This window comes from Parashewanella tropica (assembly GCF_004358445.1).
Taxonomy (GTDB): Bacteria; Pseudomonadota; Gammaproteobacteria; order Enterobacterales; family Shewanellaceae; genus Parashewanella; species Parashewanella tropica.
Window position 1 is genome coordinate 3,049,216 of the sequence record NZ_CP037951.1, and the last position, 20,029, is coordinate 3,069,244.

Below are 20,029 nucleotides of genomic sequence, written 5' to 3' on the forward strand. Positions count from 1 at the left end.
CCCTACACGCCTGCCTTTATCGCTTCAAGTCTACGCTTAACTTTAAAAACCTAGACTCGATAACAAATCATCAACTTCATCTTGTCCAGATACCACATCATCTCTTATATCGGCATTTAAAATTGGACCTTCAGCTTCAATTTTATTTTTATTTTTCTCTTCCGGATGAGTTGACGTATGTTCGCCAAAGAGAGTCAGCATTGATACCAAGCTGCTTTCAACTTCGTGAACAAGCTCAATCACTCGTCTGATCATTTGACCGGTTATGTCTTGGAAGTCTTGAGCCATGAGAATTTGGTTAAGTAAATCACGTAATCGGGTAGAGTCGTGAGCACTTCTTTGCATCATTTCTTGAATGTCAAAACAGAGCTTTTTGAAGGTTTCAAGGTCAATATCTCGACGCATGAGCTTATCCCAAGCGGGTTGGACATTGTTGATGTTTGTGATTAAGGCATCAGCCAAAGGAAGTGATTCTTCAACCGCATCCATGGTTTTATTGGCCGCTTGTTCTGTCATATCAATAACGTAGTTCAAGCGCTCTTTAGCATCGGGAATTTCATTGTTCGTCAATTCAGTTAGGCGACTGTCTACCTGAAAGTCGATTAAAGCACTGTGAAGTTCACGAGTTAACTTGCCAATTTCATCATAAAGCTCGTTTTGAATAGGCACAGCTAGCTCTTTTACGATTTCATCAGCCTGCTGCTGTTCACCAGCCGTTAGAAGCTCAACAAGCAGTTGAGCTTTTTCAAGAGTGATCAGCCCTGAAGTTTGTTCTAGCATACAACATCCTTGCTTAGCTTAGCCCAGTCTTTCAAAAACTTTATCGAGCTTCTCTTTGAGGGTGGCGGCTGTGAATGGCTTCACAACATAACCGTTTACGCCAGCTTGAGCTGCAGCAATGATTTGCTCTCGCTTAGCTTCAGCTGTAACCATAAGTACAGGGATAGATTTGAGTTTTTCGTCGGCTCGAATAGCCTTGAGCAAGTCAATACCTTGCATGCCAGGCATATTCCAATCGGTAACCACAAAATCAAAGTCACCTTTTTGTAGCATAGGCAGTGCGGTGGTTCCGTCATCGGCTTCTTGGGTATTATTAAATCCCAAATCCCGCAACAAGTTTTTAATGATACGTCTCATCGTTGAAAAGTCATCAACAATAAGGATTTTCATATTCTTGTCCAAGGTTTCCTCCAAGGGCTTTTGTAATCTTTTATCTTTATCGTAAAAAAAGCGAACGGAAACTTATATAGACAGAGTTAACAGCCTGATAACGCTTGGATATCCAAACTGGCCGTAGCGCATCTAACAAGGATTTCCCATCAAATAAAAGTGACACTTTGTCACTAAAAATTTATAGCTTTCTATATTTTTTAATTAAACAGTCAGCCAAAAGCTGGCTTAAATTATTGTTCTGTCCAATCTCTCAGCTTACCTTTAAGTCTGAGCATAGCTTGGCTCAAAATCTGGCTTACTCTTGACTCACTGACTTCAAGAATAAGTCCGATTTCTTTTAAGTTAAGGGCTTCATCATAGTAAAGCGATAACACCAAGGCATCTCGCTCTGGTAATTGTTTAATCCCTTGAACTAAGGCCTTCTGGAAATTGTGCTCTGACAAAGTGTCAAAAGCATGATCTTCTGGCGCTTGATCTTCTCGGATCACATCATGCGATACGCCTAGATCTTCAAAGCCAACGATTTTTCCTGTCGCCACATCATTGAGAATGTGATGATATTCTTCAATCGGTAAGTTTAATTCGGCCGCAATTTCAATATCTGAAGCTTCTCTTCCTAATTCTTGCTCAAGTTTTTCAATTACCTTGTCAACCATGCGTTGATTTCGGTGAACGGATCTTGGCACCCAGTCTCCTCGACGGATTTCATCAAGCATCGCACCACGAATTCGAATACCTGCAAACGTTTCAAATTTTGCACCTTTACTGCTATCGAATTTCCCTGAGGCCTCTAAAAGCCCCATTAATCCTGCTTGTAATAGGTCATCGAGTTGAACAGATGCTGGAAGTCGCGCAAGTAGGTGGTGAGCGATTTTTTTCACCAGCGGAGCATACTGTTCGACTACATGTGTTCTATCGTCAAAACTAGTATACGCAGCGGCCTTATTCACTCACATTTTCCTCTTTATGATCTGGCCTTTTAACTAAGCGTTCAATGAAGAACTCTAAGTGCCCACCCGGCTGATCAGGTATAGGCCAGCTAATGATCTTATTGGCTAGACTGTGATAAGCAATGGTTGATGGCGATTTAGGGAAAGCTTCAACAACCAACTTTTGTTTCCGCACTGATTTACGAACATTGTCGTCATAAGGCACTGTAGCTACAAGCTCCAAAGCGACATCTAAGAAACGATCGGTCACTTTACTGAGTTTGGCAAACAATTCCATACCTTCTCTCAGGCTACGAACCATATTAGCTACAATTTTGAAGCGGAATACGCCATGTTCACGACTGAGGATTTTGATAAGTGCATAAGCATCGGTAATGGACGTTGGTTCGTCACATACTACGATGAGTACATCTTGAGAAGCTCTGGCAAAACTCAATACCATGTCTGAGATACCGGCAGCGGTATCAACAATTAATACGTCAAATTGCGTTCTCATTTCACTGAACGCTCGAATCAATCCAACGTGTTGAGCAGGAGTAAGCTCAACCATATTTTGTGAGCCTGATGTCGCAGGGATAATACCTATTCCCTTAGGGCCACGAACGATGACGTCATCTAATTCACTTTCACCAGTAAGTACATGAGAAAGATTCTTTTCAGCGCGGATACCTAACATGACATCTACGTTGGCCAAACCCAAATCGGCGTCCAGTATTAATACACGCTTGCCTTTTTCTGCAAGGGCGACTGCTGTATTAATGGAAACGCTGGTTTTACCAACACCACCTTTACCACCACTTACAGCAATAACTTTCACTTTTTCGTTATTTGGTTGATTCATCATACGTAAACCGCTTGCTTGATCTTGGGTCATAGCTTTACTCAAACTGTTAAAGCGAACTTGGCTTCGCTTTACCTGCTATAAAATCTGTCGTTAATCTTAGTAAAGTTCGTTATTGCGAACTTCCCAATCAGAATTCGTATTATGTACGAAATCGGGTTTTGATTCATCTAATACTGACAATGCTTGTTCGGCTAATTTGTAAGAATCTGCCACATGCATGTCTTCAGGAACCCGTTGTCCGTCTGTTACATATCCTAAGGAAAGTTGGTTTTCAATCACCACACTTAATGCCGCAGCTAATGAAACAGACTCATCTAATTTGGTTAATATCGCACCCGCCAATGGTACACGCTGAAAATGTTCTACAGCTTCTTGCAACACTCGACGTTGAGATGTTGCAGACAATACCAGATAATTTCGAATTGGTATGCGTTTATTTTCAGCTAAGTTGTCCAATTGTTGATATAGACGCAAATCTCTTTGCCCCATACCGGCTGTATCTATCAATACTAGTTTACGATTTCTAAATTGATACAGTATTTGTTCTAACTCATTTAGGTCATGAGCAAGCTTTACTGGACACCCCATAATTTTGCCATAAGTTGCCAGCTGCTCATAGGCTCCAATGCGATAATGATCCATTGTAACCAAGGCTACTTGATCACTGCCATGTTTAGCAGCAAATCGAGCTGCAATTTTAGCTAGACTGGTTGTTTTACCAACACCTGTTGGTCCTACTAGTGCAACAACCCCACCACGATTAACAATATCGTCACCTTGGTTGTCGAGTAAATTAGCTAAGCTTCTTGGTAATGCGCTCACCAACTCCGCTGGCGAGTAGTGAGAAGCCAATTCAGCAAGTTGCTTGGCAAGCGGCATAGAAAATTCAGCTTCGATTAACTTGCTTTCTAGCATAGAGCCAACTGGGTCAACACGTTGTTTTTGCTCATTTAGCAAGCTTGAAACTTGATGAGTCAATAAGTTACGTAACGATGCAAGCTCATCACGCATCTGCTGCATTTCATTATTGGTAGTTGGAGCTGCTTTGTTTTTTTCTGGGCTTGGAGTGAAGGTCGCAGCTTGAGGTTGTTGCTGCTTAGCCTCTTCCATACCTCTTGCCCAAGCAGGCAACTCCATTTCTTCTTGTTTTTGTTGCTTATGTTGTTGCAGTTTAGAGTGTTGGCGCTCAAGCAATGCTTGCAGTGAATCCGCTGGCGACGATGCTTGTTGAGACGCCGATGCTGAAGGCTTACGCTTTTGGCCAAGTGAAACTTTGTCACCCGACAAACTTCTGAATCCTGATTGTGATTTTGCTTTAGTCACAGTTTCTGCAGGTTGAGGGATTTTAGGCTTAGGCTCGTCATAGTCCACAGCCGCAACCACTTCGATTCCATTATCCACTTTTTTGTTCGACATTATTACAGCATCCGCCCCTAATGCATCTTTAACTTGGGCTAGTACACTGCGCATATCTTTAGCAAAAAATCGTTTAATCTTCACGGTTACTTCCTCTATTGACCGACTGCTGACACAATTCGGATTTGTTTCTCATCCGGCACTTCCTGATAGGAAATGACTCTCAAGCTCGGAATGGTGTGCTTAACAAATCTCGATAAGGTCGAGCGTAACATTCCTGACGTCAACAATATGGCGGGCTGACCGATTAACTCTTGCTGCTGTGCCGCGTCTGTAAGTGACTGCTGCATGCGTTCTGCAAGGCCCGGTTCGATGTTTGGCCCATCACCACCTGTTGCCTGCATAGACTGATGCAACATCTGTTCCAACTCTGGAGCCAATGTTATGACAGGGACTTCAGGTTCTGGTCCAGCAATCTCTTGAACTATCATTCGTTTCAATGCGATACGTACCGCAGCGGTCAATACTTCGGTGTCCTGACTCTTAGGCGCGTACTCTATCAAGGTCTGAACTATGGTTCTTTGATCTCGAATCGACACGCCTTCTTCCAGTAAGTTCTGCATCACTTTAACCACCACACCAAGCGACAATACTTCTGGAATAAAGCCATCCACCAATTTAGGAGAGTTCTTCTTCAGAATATCCAGCAACTGCTGTACTTCTTCATAACCAAGAAGCTTGGCGGCGTTATTGGTTAATAACTGGCTGATATGAGTCGCAACAACAGTGGCAGCATCTACTACCGTATAACCTAATGTTTGAGCATGTTCTCGCTGTTGCGGATTGATCCAAACCGCTTCTAAACCAAAGGCAGGATCTTTGGTCATGGTTCCATCAAGTTGGCCATATACTTGCCCAGGATTAATAGCCAGCTCACAATCATGTTGAATTTCAGACTCACCAACCACAACACCCATTAAAGAGATTTGATAGCTATTCGGTGATAAATCCAAGTTGTCTCTAATATGCACTGCAGGAACTAAGAAACCAAACTCTTGAGAAAGCTTTTTACGAACGCCTTTGATCCTGGTTAACAGTTCACCGTCTTGGCTTTTATCAACAAGAGGGATCAGTCTGTATCCGACTTCAAGACCAATCACGTCCACATGGCGAACATCGTCCCAACCAAGCTCTTTTGTTTCGGCTTCTTTGGGCTCTAAAGCTTCAGCATCTGCCAGTTCTTCAGCTTGTTGTAAACGTTGTTGGTTACGACGATAAACAAAATAAGCCGCCCCCCCCGTAAACAAACCAAAGCTTAAGAATGCGAGATGTGGCATACCCGGAACTAAGCCCATTACCGTCAATAAGCTGGCTGCGATGGCTAGGGATTTATGATTGTCAAACATCTGACTCATCATCATGGTGCCCATGTCACCCGATTCATTTTGACGCGTCACCATTAATGCAGCAGCAATAGAAAGTAACAGCCCCGGAATTTGTGCCACTAGACCGTCACCAATGGTAAGCAGAGTATAGATTTCTACAGCACTGGATAAGTCCAAACCATGCTGCACCATACCGATAACAAAGCCACCAAGGATATTGATGATAAGGATCATAATGCCTGCAATGGCATCACCTTTTACGAATTTTGACGCACCATCCATCGCCCCATAAAAGTCGGCCTCTCGGGTTACTTCGCTACGACGAATACGCGCTTGGTCTTGGTCGATAATGCCAGCGTTTAAGTCCGCATCAATCGCCATCTGCTTACCTGGCATTGCATCCAAGGTAAAGCGAGCACTTACCTCTGCAATACGTCCAGCACCTTTGGTTACAACCACAAAGTTGATGATGATCAGAATTATAAAGACCACCAAACCTACGGCGTAGTTACCACCAATTACTACGTTACCGAAGGCTTCAATGACTTTACCTGCGGCATCGCCACCATTGTGACCTTCGAGTAATACCACACGAGTAGAAGCAACGTTCAGCGCAAGACGTAATAAGGTCGCCACCAGAAGCACAGCTGGAAAGGCTGCAAAATCCAGAGGTCTATTTGAATAAATGGCCACCAGCATAACCACTAAAGCCAGTGCGATGTTGAAAGAAAACAAGGTATCTAATAGCAATGCAGGCATTGGTAGAATAATCATTGCCATCGCGGCGAGCACGAGCAATGGAGTACCAATCCCTTTTATATTTGCGGCATTTAACTGTTTAAAACGACCTAATACGGCATTCATTCAAAAAACCAATGTTTGACACTTTTTCAAGAATGTTGATTAAAAAGCAAGGAACAAGCCAACATGTTGGCACTGACATTAATCGTTTAATATCCAAACAAATGAGTTAACCTAAAATATCAGTTGGCTACGTTCTCAAGCGTAGAAAAAATGATTGATGGCAAGGCGTAGCTTGCAGCAAGTAGTTACTCTACTTGCAAAAGTTACAACGCCGCTAGCAGACATTTTAGCAAGCTTGTGGGCGTAGAGCGTTTATCTATTCGACGAATGGTGAAACGATGAAATTATTGCTAACTCAAACAGATATTAATTTAGTGCGCGTTCAACTGATTTTTTTAGGGTCATAGTTCACAAAATTAGTTAAGAAACTCTAAAGCGTGCCGATAGCAAATTACGGTTTGTTTTTCTGTAGCAGTAATATGAAGAGTACCCTGTCGATTCGATCTTTAGTCTTGCTCTGCTTAGCGTTTATATTTTTGTCTGTTTTAGTGTTTACCTTTTGGTTTAATGCCAGTACCCAAAGGGAAAACCTAGAAGAGTTTGCTCAACGCCACACTCACAGTGTCACAAAATCCTATTTTGACTCTCTCAACGCCATGATGTTGACGGGTAGTATTAGCAATCGGGAGATGATCCGTGAGCGCTTAATTGCAGAAGATGAAATCAACGACATCCGTATTATTCGCTCTCCTGCATTAAGTAAAGTCTTTGGCGCTGGATTAGCGAGTGAACAAGTACAAGACACGTTGGATCAACGCGGCATCAGTGGTCAAATTATTAATGAAATTCGTGAAACAGCCAACGGACGTATACTGACCCGTATTGAACCTATCTTAGCGCAATCAAACTATCAAGGTGTCAACTGCCTTGGATGTCACCAAGTTCCTGAAAACACCCAATTAGGTGCATTGAGAATCGACTACTCTTTAGCCGCTGAAGATAAAGCTTTGACCAAGAGCCTTTGGACTACGGGTACCGTTCAGTTTGCTTTATTTTTTGCCGCCTTCATCTTTACGGCCTTTATTTTAAACCGTGTTGTTATTGCTCGCTTACGAAAGCTTCGTCACCTAATGAGTACTATTTCCGAAACGTCAGATTTAACATTACAGCTTAACGATAATCGTGACGATGAAATTGGCTCCGTTTCATCAGCTTTCAACCAAATGGTTAAACAAATTAACGATACCTTATGCTCAGTAGTATCTAATGCCAAGCAAGTAACCCAATCCGCGATTGATATTAACTCTATGGCTAACACTACCAAAAAAGAAGTTCAGGCACAGAAATACAACACAGACCAAATGGCCACGGCCATGACGGAAATGGCAGCCTCTGCTGAGCAAGTAAGATGTAATGCAGAAAGTACAGCCTCTCACTCTCAACAAACCAATGAACTTGCCATTAATGGTGAAAGTCAAACCCATGATGCCGTGAGTGCCATTGAAGGTTTGAGCCAAGAAGTACAACACGGTGCCATGAGAATTCAGCAGCTTGAACAACGAACCGATGAAGTGGCAGCTGTGTTATCAGTAATTTCAGGAATAGCTGAGCAGACCAACCTACTCGCGTTAAATGCAGCGATTGAAGCAGCTCGTGCAGGTGAACAAGGTCGTGGATTTGCAGTAGTAGCCGATGAGGTAAGAACACTCGCATCTCGTACCCAAGAATCTACTGAAGACATTCGCCGTACCATAGAAGGCTTAAAAGAAGAAACTTCTGATTGTGTTGCAGTAATGAACACGGCATCTGAGTTAGCACAACAGCAGGTTGAATCCATTCAAAGTGTCGCGGTTGAACTGAAGCAAATCTCTGACGCAGTAAATCAAATTTGTGAATTAAATACTCAAATGGAAACTGCGGCTTCAGAGCAAAGCCGAGTAGCGGAATCCATCAACAATAACGTAATTGAAATTGCTAACTCGACTGATACTACTTCTGATGATGCAAAAAATACTGCTGCTATTGCTGAGCATTTATTGGATATGGCGGGTCAGTTAGAAGAAAGCGCTAAGCAATTTAAATTGAAGATGTAGCTTGCTACTCACTTCACAAACAAGGGAGGCAACATTTTGCTTCCCTTTTCTATTATTGTTTATTGTAAAGCGCTCCCAATTTCCCCATTACTGATCGCGCTTTTCCTTATAAAACTCATAATTTGGCGAAAATTGAATATCACCTTCATAAATATCATCATAATCTTTTAATTGCTCTGGCGTTTTAATTCTAAGTAGTTGAGACAAAGTTCGATAAACACTCTGTTGCTTTTGCCAAAAGCTCCACACTTCGCCTTTCACTACCTCATTATTATCAGAGACAATATCTACCGCCCAATAATAAGCTTTAGTTGCATCTAGCTGGATGGATGAAATATCAGCACTATTTCCATTAATTAACGACTCATCTAATCGACTTGTACTTTCTCGGTTTGAAACTGACGCATTGTTGTCAGAAAAATAAACTCGATACTGAGTAAAGCCTTCATCAAAGTTAGAGTGCTTAAGCCATGAAAGAGAAGACAGTAGCTCTATCGCAAGGCTTTTTCCATTCGTTGGCTTAGGCATAAACGCAGGCAGTTTTTTATTAAAGATCTGACTCATTTCATGCTGAGATAGCGCCTTATGTGCAATCACTAAATCATCTAATCCAGCATGATTAAAAGTAGTGTAGAGCGTCTTCGACTGACCAAATACAGCATAGGCGCCTCTAGCATAAGCATGCCCAGTTCCACTGCTAGACACTAAGCTAAATTCAGTAGGAATGTCAGCGTCACCTTTTTGTTCGCCATTTACATAAGCGATAAGTTTTCTCGTGTCCCAATCCAACGTCATACCAATGTGAACCCAGTTATCGACATTTAGCAGCGCTTCGACATTGGGGATATCCAGTGACAGCTTACGATTAAGTGTGGTTTTAGATTTATCATGTATTAGGAAGTTAAGTTTATTGCCCTCAGCTGATACAACCCAACCATCGCCATCCCAACCTGAACCAAAGCGTCTGCCTCTTCGAGCTAATTCGGTGTAACCATTTAGATCAAGAGAGCTGTCAGGTTTATACCAAAATGAAATCGAGAAATTCTTATTGTTAACTTCAAAAACATGCGGGTGATAACGATGTACTGAACCCGCTTCGTTGTTCAACTCATTACTAAACAATTTGCCTTGAGTTACAGCCCAAGTGACGCTTTTATCTGTAACCGCTTGGGATGCCCCCATCTGATTATTAAATACTTCACAGCTGACTTTATATGGTTCTCCATGTTCGTCTTTATAGCGATTGCCTTTATATCCCCAATTAAACAACGAAACATTGGCGTCATTACCTGTAGAAGTAAACTCAGAGCGCACATCAGCCTTGGTATCAATACAAGATTCATCAAAAGTGAATACATCGGAAATCCCGTTATGCTCTACGTTGATGTGTAAAATGCCTCTGGTGGTCAAATTGGTTTCATCGGCCAGTACATAGTAAGCATCAACAAGTCCAATAAAGCCTTTAGGAGGTTCAAAGTGAATGCTGTTATCTGGGTTAACACTGATTTTTGAATCGATGGCGCCATTGCTTGACAGCTTAGGGTTAATATGAACACTTAATACTTTTAGCTTTTGATTGCCTGCATCACTGTCATTGTTGAGTACATTGATATCTGCGACATCATCTCTATATACAGAAAAGTGATCTGGCTGAGCAAGAGGATGGAAGTTCCAATCAGAGGCTGGCACTCTTAAATCGTAATGCTGTCTGACTCCTGCACGCTGACTCTTGACTCTTCTTGCCGCGCCTTCTCGTTGATGAACGATGGTACTTTGTGTTGAAGCATGGCTGCTTCGCATCGCATTCAATCCATACAAACGCTCAGGAAAAGACTCGTGCTTAGAGCCATAATGATGCCCCATTTCATGAAGATAAGTCCCTTGGTTTCCTTGAGAAGCCGAGTTCATCATTTTCTCACCATAAGCACGTCCCGATGCGCCGTGAGGTTTATTCCAATAGACATTTTCATACCAGAATTGAGCACCAGAGCGTCTTGGATACCAAAATTCGGATAGATTTCGATTCCAGTTATCATCCCATTCTGCTGATGATGAACCATCATCTGGTAACCCTTTACCCGACGTTTCAATCAATAAATCCGACACAGATAATCGTTCATAAAAGGTCCGTGAAGTCATTTGATCGGCTAGATTGACTTGATAGTCAACAAAGGCGATGGCTCTTTCGATTTTGCCTTGACCATTAAATAGCGCATGTAAAGAATGAAAAGAAATTTGCTGACTTTGCGGACGCTCAAACAAGTGAAAGTCATCACCTTGTTGTGGCCAGTAAATCAGGTTCTCATTATTAGAATCAGCGCCGTAATCAACACGCTGATAATTGGCTTGTTTACCTAACTGATATTTTGCATCGGATACACCCGACAACTCACAAATGCCATCATTTTCAAATGACTTATTAAACGCTGCGAAATATTCCGCATCTGCTGATAACTCAAACTCTGGTTTAGTACTGTATCCAACAAATACGTCGTAAGAAATCGTACAATCTGGCCAAATAGTGGCAAATACCGCACTATCTGGGTACTTGTCGATTCGCCCTCTAAATGATCTCACTTCGGGCATAATATCCAGTTGCTGATATTTGGTTTCAGTAGGATTATTGTCGTTAAACGTCCATATTCCTGTGGTGTTTTTCCGTAACGAATACCGCTCTAAAGACACGGCTAACATTTCATCTTGAGCATTCACTTTTCCGTCACCTGAGGTATCAAGCACCAACAGCGGTAAAGTAAATTTATCTCTTAGGCGTAACTTGTGATCATTGGGATTCGTGCCCTGCTCTATTTCTTTGCCATTGGTTACCCCATCATTATCTTGATCGGCATTGGCACCATCGGAACCATCAATAGGGTTTAGGTGGTATCTCACCTCAACAAGATCGGGAAGACCGTCATTATCAACATCGCTATTAGCATCATTATGTTTAAATGGATCTAAACCCAGTTGTCTTTCTTTGCCATTTGAAAGTCCATCGTTATCAGTATCAGCTTTATTGATGTCACCAGCAACAAACGGGTTAAACCCGTGCTTAACTTCTTCAAGGTTTGTAAAACCATCACCGTCATTATCTTTACTGGCATCTTGAACATCCAAAGGGTTTAATTTGGCGTTCACTTCTTCGAAATCTGTTAAGCCGTCACCATCGCTATCAGCAGATTTTTTATTCGTTCCAAGTTGTACTTCAACATCATCCACAAGACCATCTAAGTCACTATCAAACAACAGACAGCTTTCTTCTACACTGAATTGCCATAGTTCACTTCGCTTTCCAAAGACTCTGATTTTCTCATTGTTATCATTTATTGCAGTAACAAGCTGCGACCATTCGGTTTTCTCTTTGACACCTGAGACATCTTGTTGAGCATGAATGATTTTCTCGTCAGAATTTTCCAAACGACTTATTTGAAACATTCTTAATGAGTTGCGAGATGTAGAGCGAGTAAAAATATAAGACAGTTTGTATGTTGGACAGCGATGCTGAACTTCGAAGGTTAAATCTAAGGTCGTATTGCCCCAAATTCCAACGCCACCATCAATGTCGATTTTAGTCGCAGGATTTGGTACATCTGTGACCTTCAAAGAGGTAAGAAACTGCCTTTTAGAGGAAAGCAACGCCAACTCTTTCGTCGTGAATGACATGTTATCGGTAATATTGTCAGACTCGAATTCAGAAAAGCTTTCTACCACTTTTGCTTTGTATTCAACAAGGTTTGACTTAGCAGGGTTAGTTCCATTTTTCTTTTCTTCAACGTCTGGAACGCCATCCTTATCGGTATCAAGATTAGGATCGACTGGAGCCGTTTCTTTAATAGGGTCATTAGTTGAAGGTTTATCTGATTCAGAGCCCGAGCCGCAGCCTAGAATTGAGATTGCGAGTAGAAATGTCAATGTATTGCGCATAATAGAAAACAGAGGCTGAATAAAAAGGGTTAAACGAGTAGACCTGAATCAAGAGTTGAGTTCAATGCAATAACGCTCAGAAAATTAACATTTCTAATTATCATACAAATAAAAAAGGAGCCAACTGGCTCCTTTTTAGGGCCTGTTGACCTTTCGTGCTTATTTTTGCAGCGAGAAATTGGTTATCTTATACAAGGCAGAGTTTGTGAGGTGTAGTTATTCTACATAAACAAACGATAACGCTGCAGAAGTGACCAATTTATGCTGTCTTCGATGCTTTTGAGCACATCCTGTTCGGTGTTGTGATCAGTTTACTTAGATGACTAAGTTTCACTGCTCACGCCTTGAACAGAAAAGTGCTCAAACAGCACAAAATTTAAGCCTGAAAGATCAACAGGCCCTATAACATGAGTTTCTACTTGGATATTTTTTTCTTCAATGATTCCAAAGCATCCACTGAAAACCCGCGATCATAAAAATAAAGCACCTTGCCTTTATCATCGATTAACATAACACGAGCATTATTGGGCTTATGGTTTCCAGTGAACCTTTGTAATACATGGGCATCGTCGTATAAGGTAACTACGCCTTTCCACTGTTCTTTAGGTATGCCATTTCTCATGCCGTTATTAATATAATCCTGAAACACACTCGACATGACTCCAGTTGCAGCAGCCAATTCATATGTCGGAGTATTAACATTGGTACCTTTTAATGCTTGTAACCAACGATCAATATCAAACTGGCTGTTACGAACATAACCAATCAACAATATTGTTTGTGGGCTTTTGAAGTCATTGGGAATAATCACACTGCGCTTCTCTAGCGTTTCCCCCTTCATATTCGGCAAGAATTCTTGCATGATTTTTTGATTCGGATAAGTGCTACTACAAGCAACTAACCACAAAGAAAGTAAAAAGATAATTCCCTTTTTCATTTCACTATCTCCTTAATACCATCTGTACTGAACTGATTGAACGTTCTAAAAAAACTTCACAATAGCCGAAATAGTAAAGCCATCATCGCCTGAATTTGTCATCGTACCCATGATGTTTCAGTTGATACCATTGCTGCAAAAATCGCTCTCTCCAGTGAGCTAAAGTTCTTACATAATGAAGCCCAATATCTTCTATGCCTTTAACGACTAAAAGTGTTTTTCTCTGTGTAAGTGTAGTCATTTCTGAAATACACGGTAAAAAGCCACTGGAAAAAATGTACTTCAGGATAAAGTCCACACTGCTCTTATACGATTCATAACGTTCGCAACTATTACTGACAGGTTTTCTTTCATTTGGCCGTCCTTGAAATCATTTTACTCCACCAAGAAATAGGAAGCAGTGAAAGTATTCTTAATAATAAAGTTAATCGCTTAGGGAAATGTATGTAACGCTCACGCTTAGATACGCCGTTAAAAATGGCTTCAGCGGCTTGCGTAGCAGTTATAAGAAATGGCATGGGAAAGTCATTTTTATCTGTAAGTGGTGTTTTAACAAAACCTGGGTGAACAAGGCTCACGTCAATGTTGTAATGCCTTAAGTCAAGCATTAGGCTTTTCGCTAAATAGTCCATGCCAGCTTTAGATGTTCCATAACCCTCTGCCCTAGGAAAAGGCAATATCGTGACACTTGAGCTGACCAATACCAGTTGCCCACCGTTTTTTAATTTGGGTAATAAGCTCTCTAGTAGATAGCCAACAGAAATCAGGTTGGTTTCGATATTGTGTTTAAAACTGTGGGCATCGAAGTGTTTGGCATCATCAATGTACTTACAATCGCCAGCGTTTAGAATCAAGATATCTAATTGCTCTAAGTCTTTTGTCGACTCTATAACTTGTTGATGGTCGGTTACATCAAAACAGAGAGTCTTAGAATTTAAATGACCTTGTGTTAAATCATTCAACTTTTGAGCATTACGACCGCAAGCAATAACATGATAGTCGTATTTAAGATATTGATGATACAAAGCCTCACCAATACCTGAAGAGGCTCCCGTAATTAAGACTTTTTGCATTTCCCTATGTACCCCTTAAGTTTACGAACCATGAACCCAAGTACAGGAGCATGTTCATAAACCATTTCGCCAACATCGTAATAGTCACGGTGATAAATGACTTTGTCTCCTTGACCACGAATCAAAGAATGCCCTTCTACTAAGATAGGTTTTCCACGCTTAATTTTGGGGTTGGTAAAGGTCATCTTCCAATACAAAGCGGCATTGCATTTATCGTAGAAAGTTTCGTAGATATCGAAATGACATGAAGTGGTGTTTTTATACATAGCCTGAAAATACTCATGTAAGTCTTCCACGCCCACCACACGATGAATCGGATCTCGAAATACGACGTTTTCATGGTAAACATCATAAATTTTGTGAAGATCTTGCTTAGTTAGTGTCTGATACAGCTCAACAACATTCTTAAACCATGTAGGATCTGTAAGTTTTATCAGTTGTTCAGACATTTTAGCTCCTTGTGATCCCCAAAACTCAAACAGTTAGAAGGGTTAGCAACAGCTCAATACGCGACAACTTAACGAGTAAATCAGTGATTTTTACATAGCTAGGTAGTGATAATATGAACGTCAACAGAAGCGCACGTCCATGTGCTAACGACCGTGACATCCTGTCACGGACGGTTGACTTATCACACTATCACTCCCATCTTGACTCCGAATTGCACCTAATAATTCAGTGTGAATTCGGATTTAATAAATATAAGCACCTATTGGGTTCAGTAACTTGTTTATGCCTTGAGTGAAGTGCAGAGAATCACTAACAATCGTCATACATAAACAGCCATCTCTCGATATTGGTTGATGCTTATGTTCGCCTTCAAGGAAGATAAAGTCTCCTTCTGCATATCGATCAGCTTCATCCTCAAATGCACCAGACAACACCAGTGTAACTTCATAACCTTTATGACTGTGTTGAGGAACATTTCCACCAGCTTGAATATGTAACAAACTGGTTCTTACTGTGCCTTCATCAAGCTTGGCTCTAGATCTTGAAATTTTTCCAATCGAACTGGCTTTACCAAAACTTAAGTTTGATAAAGCTCTCGGCAAAATGAAATTCTCACCTCCTATTTGAAACGGTTGTAGAGATGGCAACAGAGGCATATCAATGACATCATCATCCAATATCGCACTCAGTATATTATCGAACTCACTATTATCCTCATCACCAACTTCCTGATGAAATACATCGTCAGCTTGCTGGTTGGTTAAATGATCAGCTCTATAACGGCAGGTAGGACATTTTTCCAGATGCGTTGCCACAGCACAGCTAAAAGATGTCATTAATTCACCACTTGCAAACGCAGCGAGTAATTGAGGATCGGGATGATAGTTAATCATAGATTCGCTCCTAACGATTTAAGCTTCACCATAGCCAACCTTAACCTCGATTTAACCGTGCCAAGAGGTAGATCAAGGTGTATCGCTAATTGCTCTTGAGAGATACCGCTGAAATACACGCCTTTTATTACCGCTTGCTGCTCAGGTGATAGCTGATGAATGTAATCCATTAATAATCGCGTAGAAAGGTGATCATCATCGTCTAGTTGCTTTTCGGTTTTTGCTTCTACGAGTGGCCATATATCGTCACTGACAACGTCTTCTCGGTTACTTTGAACTTTACGTAACGCATCAAAGGTGACGTTTCTCATTATGGTGAAGATCCAAGTATTCACTGCACCTTTATTTGGGTTGAATAAATGGGCTTTCCGCCAAACATTGGTCATAGCTTCTTGCACGACATCATTCGCAGCATCAGGGCAACCGAGCTTACTAAGAGCGTGCTGCTTTATTTTGGGGGCAAAAAACTTAAACAATTGGGAGAATGCACTTTTATCGCGTTTAAGCGCGACACTAAGAAGCAATTGTTCTAAGTCTTGTACGGGTAATTTTGATGTCATAGGTATAGCTTTAGCATACTCATGACTGTTTGCAAATATCTGTGTTGCCGTTGCCATAATTCAACCTAAATGAGTCACCACCAGCGACTGATCCAATTTCAGTGAATAATAGAGTTACGTCATTTGCTCGAGTTTAGATCAAATTTTTCATTGATTTGTTTATCAAAGAAAATGGTAATGTCTGTGATAAGCTCCCAGCCTCAACATTGACAGCAATTTAACAAACAGCATGAACATTTGAATTTCATCGTCTTGCTCCTAACAAGCGTTTGCGCTGCTTGGGTTCAGAAGTATTTGGAGACAGCCAAATATCCAAGAAGCGTTTACCAAAATGAGGGTCGGCTATGGTACCGATACAGGCCTGATTTAGATAAAAAGAGCTGCCTTTATTACTGACCAATAATGCTAAAGTATCTCCTTTTTTTACATTCGGCCAGATATTCTCTAACTCAGGTAAATATGATTGATACTCCTTCGGGGGGAGCTTTAAATGCTCCCATTGTACTTGAGTTTGCTCAACTAAATCCTTCTTATCAATATCGCGCTTATATTGAATTTTAAACAGTACTTCATTGGCGTCTCTGGGCTTGTTTGCATTACTGGTGTACAAGGTGCTTTTGTATAAATCCCAAAATAGAAATGAAAATGATGCGCCACCAAGTTTCTTCAACTGATTAGTGTCAGACTCCATATCAGGAAATCGAATACTACACGCTTGTGCAACTTGAACAGTAAAGAGGCTAGTGCAAAATAAAATGCAAATAATAAAATTACGCAAAGGATTCCGCCTTATTTAATCGTTGGTTAACTCCAAAAAACAACAACATCATCAGCGACCACAGAATGCCAATCACTATCATCGTTAACCACATAGGATGACCAAAGCTGGCATCACTAAGGTTTATTCCAGCCCAATAAGCTAAAGGCGCAAAAATGAGTCCGAACAACCATTGTAAAGCGGGAGTATGTTTGAGTAGAGACAGGCAACCGTTGATGGTTAATGCAAAACTTAACCACATCATAGCTAGCCAAAAGGGGATGATTTGACCTTGATTAGGAAACTGTATAAATCCAGCATGCATGAGCATGGTATCCACAAACGCGCCGAAAAAAGTAACAGAAGCAATAAAGAGGAGTTGCTTTATTGGTGCACGGTTAACGCACACATAAACCACAGCCCAAGTCAGTACAAAAGGGGCAAAGATATTGCCGTAGAAGACACATCCAAGCCACATTAAGTTAAACAGAATCCAATTGAAAAACATAAGCGCCTCCGTACATCCTTTACGCGATAGTCAAAATTATCGATCACTACTTCTCAGTTTAGACAGAGGCTAGGAAGTTTATCTAGATAAAGTCAGAGCATTTGGTTTTTAATATTTGAGTTCATCAGGTATCGGCTGCTCTGTAGGGATTGGCGTTGGCCTACGACCTCGACCTTTTTGGTATTGTTTTAATTGGAATACATAAGCCAGTACTTGAGCGACTGCGGTAAACAACCCATCTGGAATTTGCTGGTCGATTTTAGTGGTGTGATACACAGCACGAGCCAAAGGTGGTGCTGATACAATTGCCACATCATGCTCACGAGCAATTTCTCGGATTTTGAAGGCGACTGTATCGACGCCCTTGGCAATCACATAAGGCGCGACCGCTTTATCTGCATCGTATTTTAATGCCACCGCATAATGCTCAGGGTTTACCACAATCACATCTGCATTGGGCACTTCCCCCATCATTCTTCGCTGAGCAATTTCGCGCTGTTGTTGTCTAATCCGACCTTTAACTTCAGGCTTACCTTCAGTGTCCTTATACTCATCCTTAACTTCTTGCTTGGTCATTTTTAGCTGTTTATTGTGATTCCAAATCTGGAACGGTACATCAATCACAACAATGATTAAGGTAGAAGAACACAAGATGATAAACATCCACGTCAATAGACTGAGCCCTTCAAAAACATTGGTAGGCAAATGTGAAGCCGACAGCTGCATAATGTCATCAAAGAAGAATCTAAGTAGCATAAAAGCAGAAATCGCAACAACCGAAAATTTAGCAATACCTTTAGTTAATTCAACCAAAGCTTGAGTACCAAACATCCGCTTAAAGCCTTTCATTGGGTTAAGTTTACTGCCTTTTGGCATAATGGCTTTAGTGGAAAACGACAATCCACCTAACGCAATATTCCCAATAAATGCAACTACAGCTAATAAAGCGACAATACCTAAAACTGGAAACATTAGCTCTTTTCCAACCATCCCCCACACACGCAACATGGCGTCTGTATCGTAAATATTGGCTCTTTCTATAGTGAATAGGTTCGCCATAATGCTGGCTAATGCCTGAGCCAAATTAGGCCCAACCATGGCTAATGCCACTGCGGCAGCTAATAATACCGCTGATGTGCCCAATTCTTTTGAGCGTGCAACTTGTCCTTTTTCTCGCGCCTGTTGCAAGCGCCTACTGGTGGGTTCCTCGGTCCGTTCTTGGCCACTGTCTTCTGCCATCAGTGCCCTCCTTTACCAGCGGACACCTGACACTGTAATTGCAGAATGTCACACATTAGCACTTGGGCAGAATTCCAGACTTCTGAAAAATGCGCCATGATAGGATTTAAGGTTAACCACAACACCAATAAACCACTCAGCATGGTGATTGGGAAACCAATAGAGAAAATATTCAATTGCGGTGCAGCACGCGTCATCACACCGAACGATAAGTTGATAAGCAGCAAAGCTAAAATCGCCGAAATTGACATGGTTAAGGCCGCACCAAACATATAAGCGCCCCAGTCAGCAATGGCTTTGTAATTGCCTATTTGAATGCCTTGAGTTGAAACAGGCAGAGTTTCAAAGCTGGCGATCAGCATCTTGATCATCAATAAGTGACCATCAAGCTGCAAAAACAGTAAGGTCGATAAAATCAGAAAGAAGTTACCAACAGCGGGGACTTGTTGACCAGAACCTGGATCCACCATAGATGCAAAACCTAAGCTGGTCTGCATACCGATGATTTGACCTGTGAGAACGAAAGTTTGTAGCATCATCACACTAACAAACCCCATAGCGATACCAATCAAAACTTGCTGCGCAGTGATGAACATACCTTGAAATGAAAACAGTGGCGTTAATGGCATTTCGGGCAACATAGGCGCGACAGCAAAAGTGACAGCCAATGCCAGCATGAGTCGAACGCGTGCAGGTGTCGTACTGGCACCAAAAATCGCCATCACCATGAACATGCTGGAAATACGAAACAATGGCCATAGATAACCCGCAATGGTCTTTTCTATGGTGCTCATTAAAAATTCCACTGATGGTCTACCCAATCACTTGTGGAATACGATTCACCATTTCCATAAAGAATTCCATCATGGTTTGCACCAACCAATGACCAAGCAACATTAAAGCTAATAAGGTCATAAGTAAGCGAGGTAAAAAGCTTAATGTTTGTTCGTTGATGGATGTTGCCGCTTGGAAAACCGCAACTAATAGACCAATACCGAGTCCGGGTAGAATAATAACCGAGACAATGATGATGATGATGGATAACGCATCACGAAAGATATCAACTAACGCTTCTGGAGACAT

At 41.4% G+C, this 20,029-nt stretch carries 19 protein-coding genes; 1 reads left to right on the top strand and 18 read right to left on the bottom strand.

Annotated elements, in window-relative coordinates; genetic code table 11:
- Positions 1-42 precede the first annotated feature (42 nt).
- The 6 genes from E2H97_RS13405 to flhA all read right to left on the bottom strand — a co-directional run bounded on the left by E2H97_RS13405 (position 43) and on the right by flhA (position 6,572).
- Positions 43-780, bottom strand: coding sequence for a protein phosphatase CheZ (locus E2H97_RS13405; protein WP_133407600.1), 738 nt, complete (start codon positions 778-780; stop codon positions 43-45).
- An 18-nt stretch (positions 781-798) separates the two neighbouring features.
- Positions 799-1,182 (bottom strand): chemotaxis response regulator CheY, encoded by a 384-nt coding sequence (gene cheY, locus E2H97_RS13410; protein WP_121837002.1) that lies wholly within the window; start codon positions 1,180-1,182, stop codon positions 799-801.
- 221 nt (positions 1,183-1,403) lie between these two features.
- Positions 1,404-2,123: an RNA polymerase sigma factor FliA gene (locus E2H97_RS13415; RefSeq protein WP_133407601.1), complete on the bottom strand. Its 720-nt coding sequence runs from the start codon at positions 2,121-2,123 to the stop codon at positions 1,404-1,406.
- Positions 2,116-2,997, bottom strand: coding sequence for a MinD/ParA family protein (locus E2H97_RS13420; protein WP_133407602.1), 882 nt, complete (start codon positions 2,995-2,997; stop codon positions 2,116-2,118). The genes E2H97_RS13415 and E2H97_RS13420 overlap by 8 nt, the downstream gene beginning before the upstream one ends.
- 66 nt (positions 2,998-3,063) lie before the next feature.
- Positions 3,064-4,467, bottom strand: coding sequence for a flagellar biosynthesis GTPase FlhF (gene flhF, locus E2H97_RS13425; RefSeq protein ID WP_133407603.1), 1,404 nt, complete (start codon positions 4,465-4,467; stop codon positions 3,064-3,066).
- Between the two features lie 11 nt (positions 4,468-4,478).
- A complete protein-coding gene (gene flhA / locus E2H97_RS13430; RefSeq protein WP_133407604.1) occupies positions 4,479-6,572 on the bottom strand; it encodes a flagellar biosynthesis protein FlhA in 2,094 nt (697 codons plus the stop codon).
- A gap of 419 nt (positions 6,573-6,991) precedes the next feature.
- On the opposite strand from flhA, the gene E2H97_RS13435 reads away from it, so the two are divergent.
- Complete coding sequence (locus tag E2H97_RS13435; RefSeq protein WP_133407605.1) at positions 6,992-8,605, top strand: methyl-accepting chemotaxis protein; 1,614 nt, start codon at positions 6,992-6,994, stop codon at positions 8,603-8,605.
- 87 nt (positions 8,606-8,692) lie between these two features.
- Here E2H97_RS13435 and E2H97_RS13440 read toward each other — a convergent pair whose 3' ends face one another.
- From E2H97_RS13440 to fliQ, 12 genes are all read right to left on the bottom strand, one after another.
- Entirely contained in the window at positions 8,693-12,529 is a 3,837-nt protein-coding gene (locus E2H97_RS13440; protein ID WP_133407606.1) for a LamG-like jellyroll fold domain-containing protein, read from the bottom strand.
- Between the two features lie 415 nt (positions 12,530-12,944).
- Positions 12,945-13,466 (bottom strand): hypothetical protein, encoded by a 522-nt coding sequence (locus E2H97_RS13445; RefSeq protein WP_133407607.1) that lies wholly within the window; start codon positions 13,464-13,466, stop codon positions 12,945-12,947.
- Positions 13,467-13,548: 82 nt separating this feature from the next.
- On the bottom strand, positions 13,549-13,764 hold the full coding sequence (locus E2H97_RS13450) for a class I SAM-dependent methyltransferase (RefSeq protein WP_133407608.1): 216 nt from the start codon (positions 13,762-13,764) through the stop codon (positions 13,549-13,551).
- Positions 13,765-13,816: 52 nt separating this feature from the next.
- Complete coding sequence (locus tag E2H97_RS13455) at positions 13,817-14,539, bottom strand: SDR family NAD(P)-dependent oxidoreductase (RefSeq protein ID WP_133407609.1); 723 nt, start codon at positions 14,537-14,539, stop codon at positions 13,817-13,819.
- Entirely contained in the window at positions 14,524-14,988 is a 465-nt protein-coding gene (locus tag E2H97_RS13460) for a nuclear transport factor 2 family protein (protein ID WP_133407610.1), read from the bottom strand. The genes E2H97_RS13455 and E2H97_RS13460 overlap by 16 nt, the downstream gene beginning before the upstream one ends.
- 243 nt (positions 14,989-15,231) lie before the next feature.
- Positions 15,232-15,882, bottom strand: a complete 651-nt coding sequence (locus E2H97_RS13465; RefSeq protein WP_133407611.1) for a ChrR family anti-sigma-E factor — start codon at positions 15,880-15,882, stop codon at positions 15,232-15,234.
- Positions 15,879-16,499, bottom strand: coding sequence for a sigma-70 family RNA polymerase sigma factor (locus E2H97_RS13470; protein ID WP_133407612.1), 621 nt, complete (start codon positions 16,497-16,499; stop codon positions 15,879-15,881). The genes E2H97_RS13465 and E2H97_RS13470 overlap by 4 nt, the downstream gene beginning before the upstream one ends.
- Before the next feature lie 187 nt (positions 16,500-16,686).
- A complete protein-coding gene (locus E2H97_RS13475; RefSeq protein ID WP_133407613.1) occupies positions 16,687-17,220 on the bottom strand; it encodes a chalcone isomerase family protein in 534 nt (177 codons plus the stop codon).
- Positions 17,213-17,707 carry a DUF2878 domain-containing protein gene (locus tag E2H97_RS13480; protein WP_133407614.1) on the bottom strand — a complete coding sequence of 165 codons (495 nt, stop codon included), beginning with the start codon at positions 17,705-17,707 and terminating at the stop codon, positions 17,213-17,215. The genes E2H97_RS13475 and E2H97_RS13480 overlap by 8 nt, the downstream gene beginning before the upstream one ends.
- 108 nt (positions 17,708-17,815) lie before the next feature.
- The gene (gene flhB / locus E2H97_RS13485; protein WP_133407615.1) at positions 17,816-18,946 is read right to left on the bottom strand and encodes a flagellar biosynthesis protein FlhB; all 1,131 of its coding nucleotides are present in this window, start codon (positions 18,944-18,946) and stop codon (positions 17,816-17,818) included.
- A complete protein-coding gene (gene fliR, locus E2H97_RS13490) occupies positions 18,946-19,752 on the bottom strand; it encodes a flagellar biosynthetic protein FliR (protein WP_133407616.1) in 807 nt (268 codons plus the stop codon). The genes flhB and fliR overlap by 1 nt, the downstream gene beginning before the upstream one ends.
- Before the next feature lie 7 nt (positions 19,753-19,759).
- Complete coding sequence (gene fliQ, locus E2H97_RS13495) at positions 19,760-20,029, bottom strand: flagellar biosynthesis protein FliQ (protein ID WP_133407617.1); 270 nt, start codon at positions 20,027-20,029, stop codon at positions 19,760-19,762.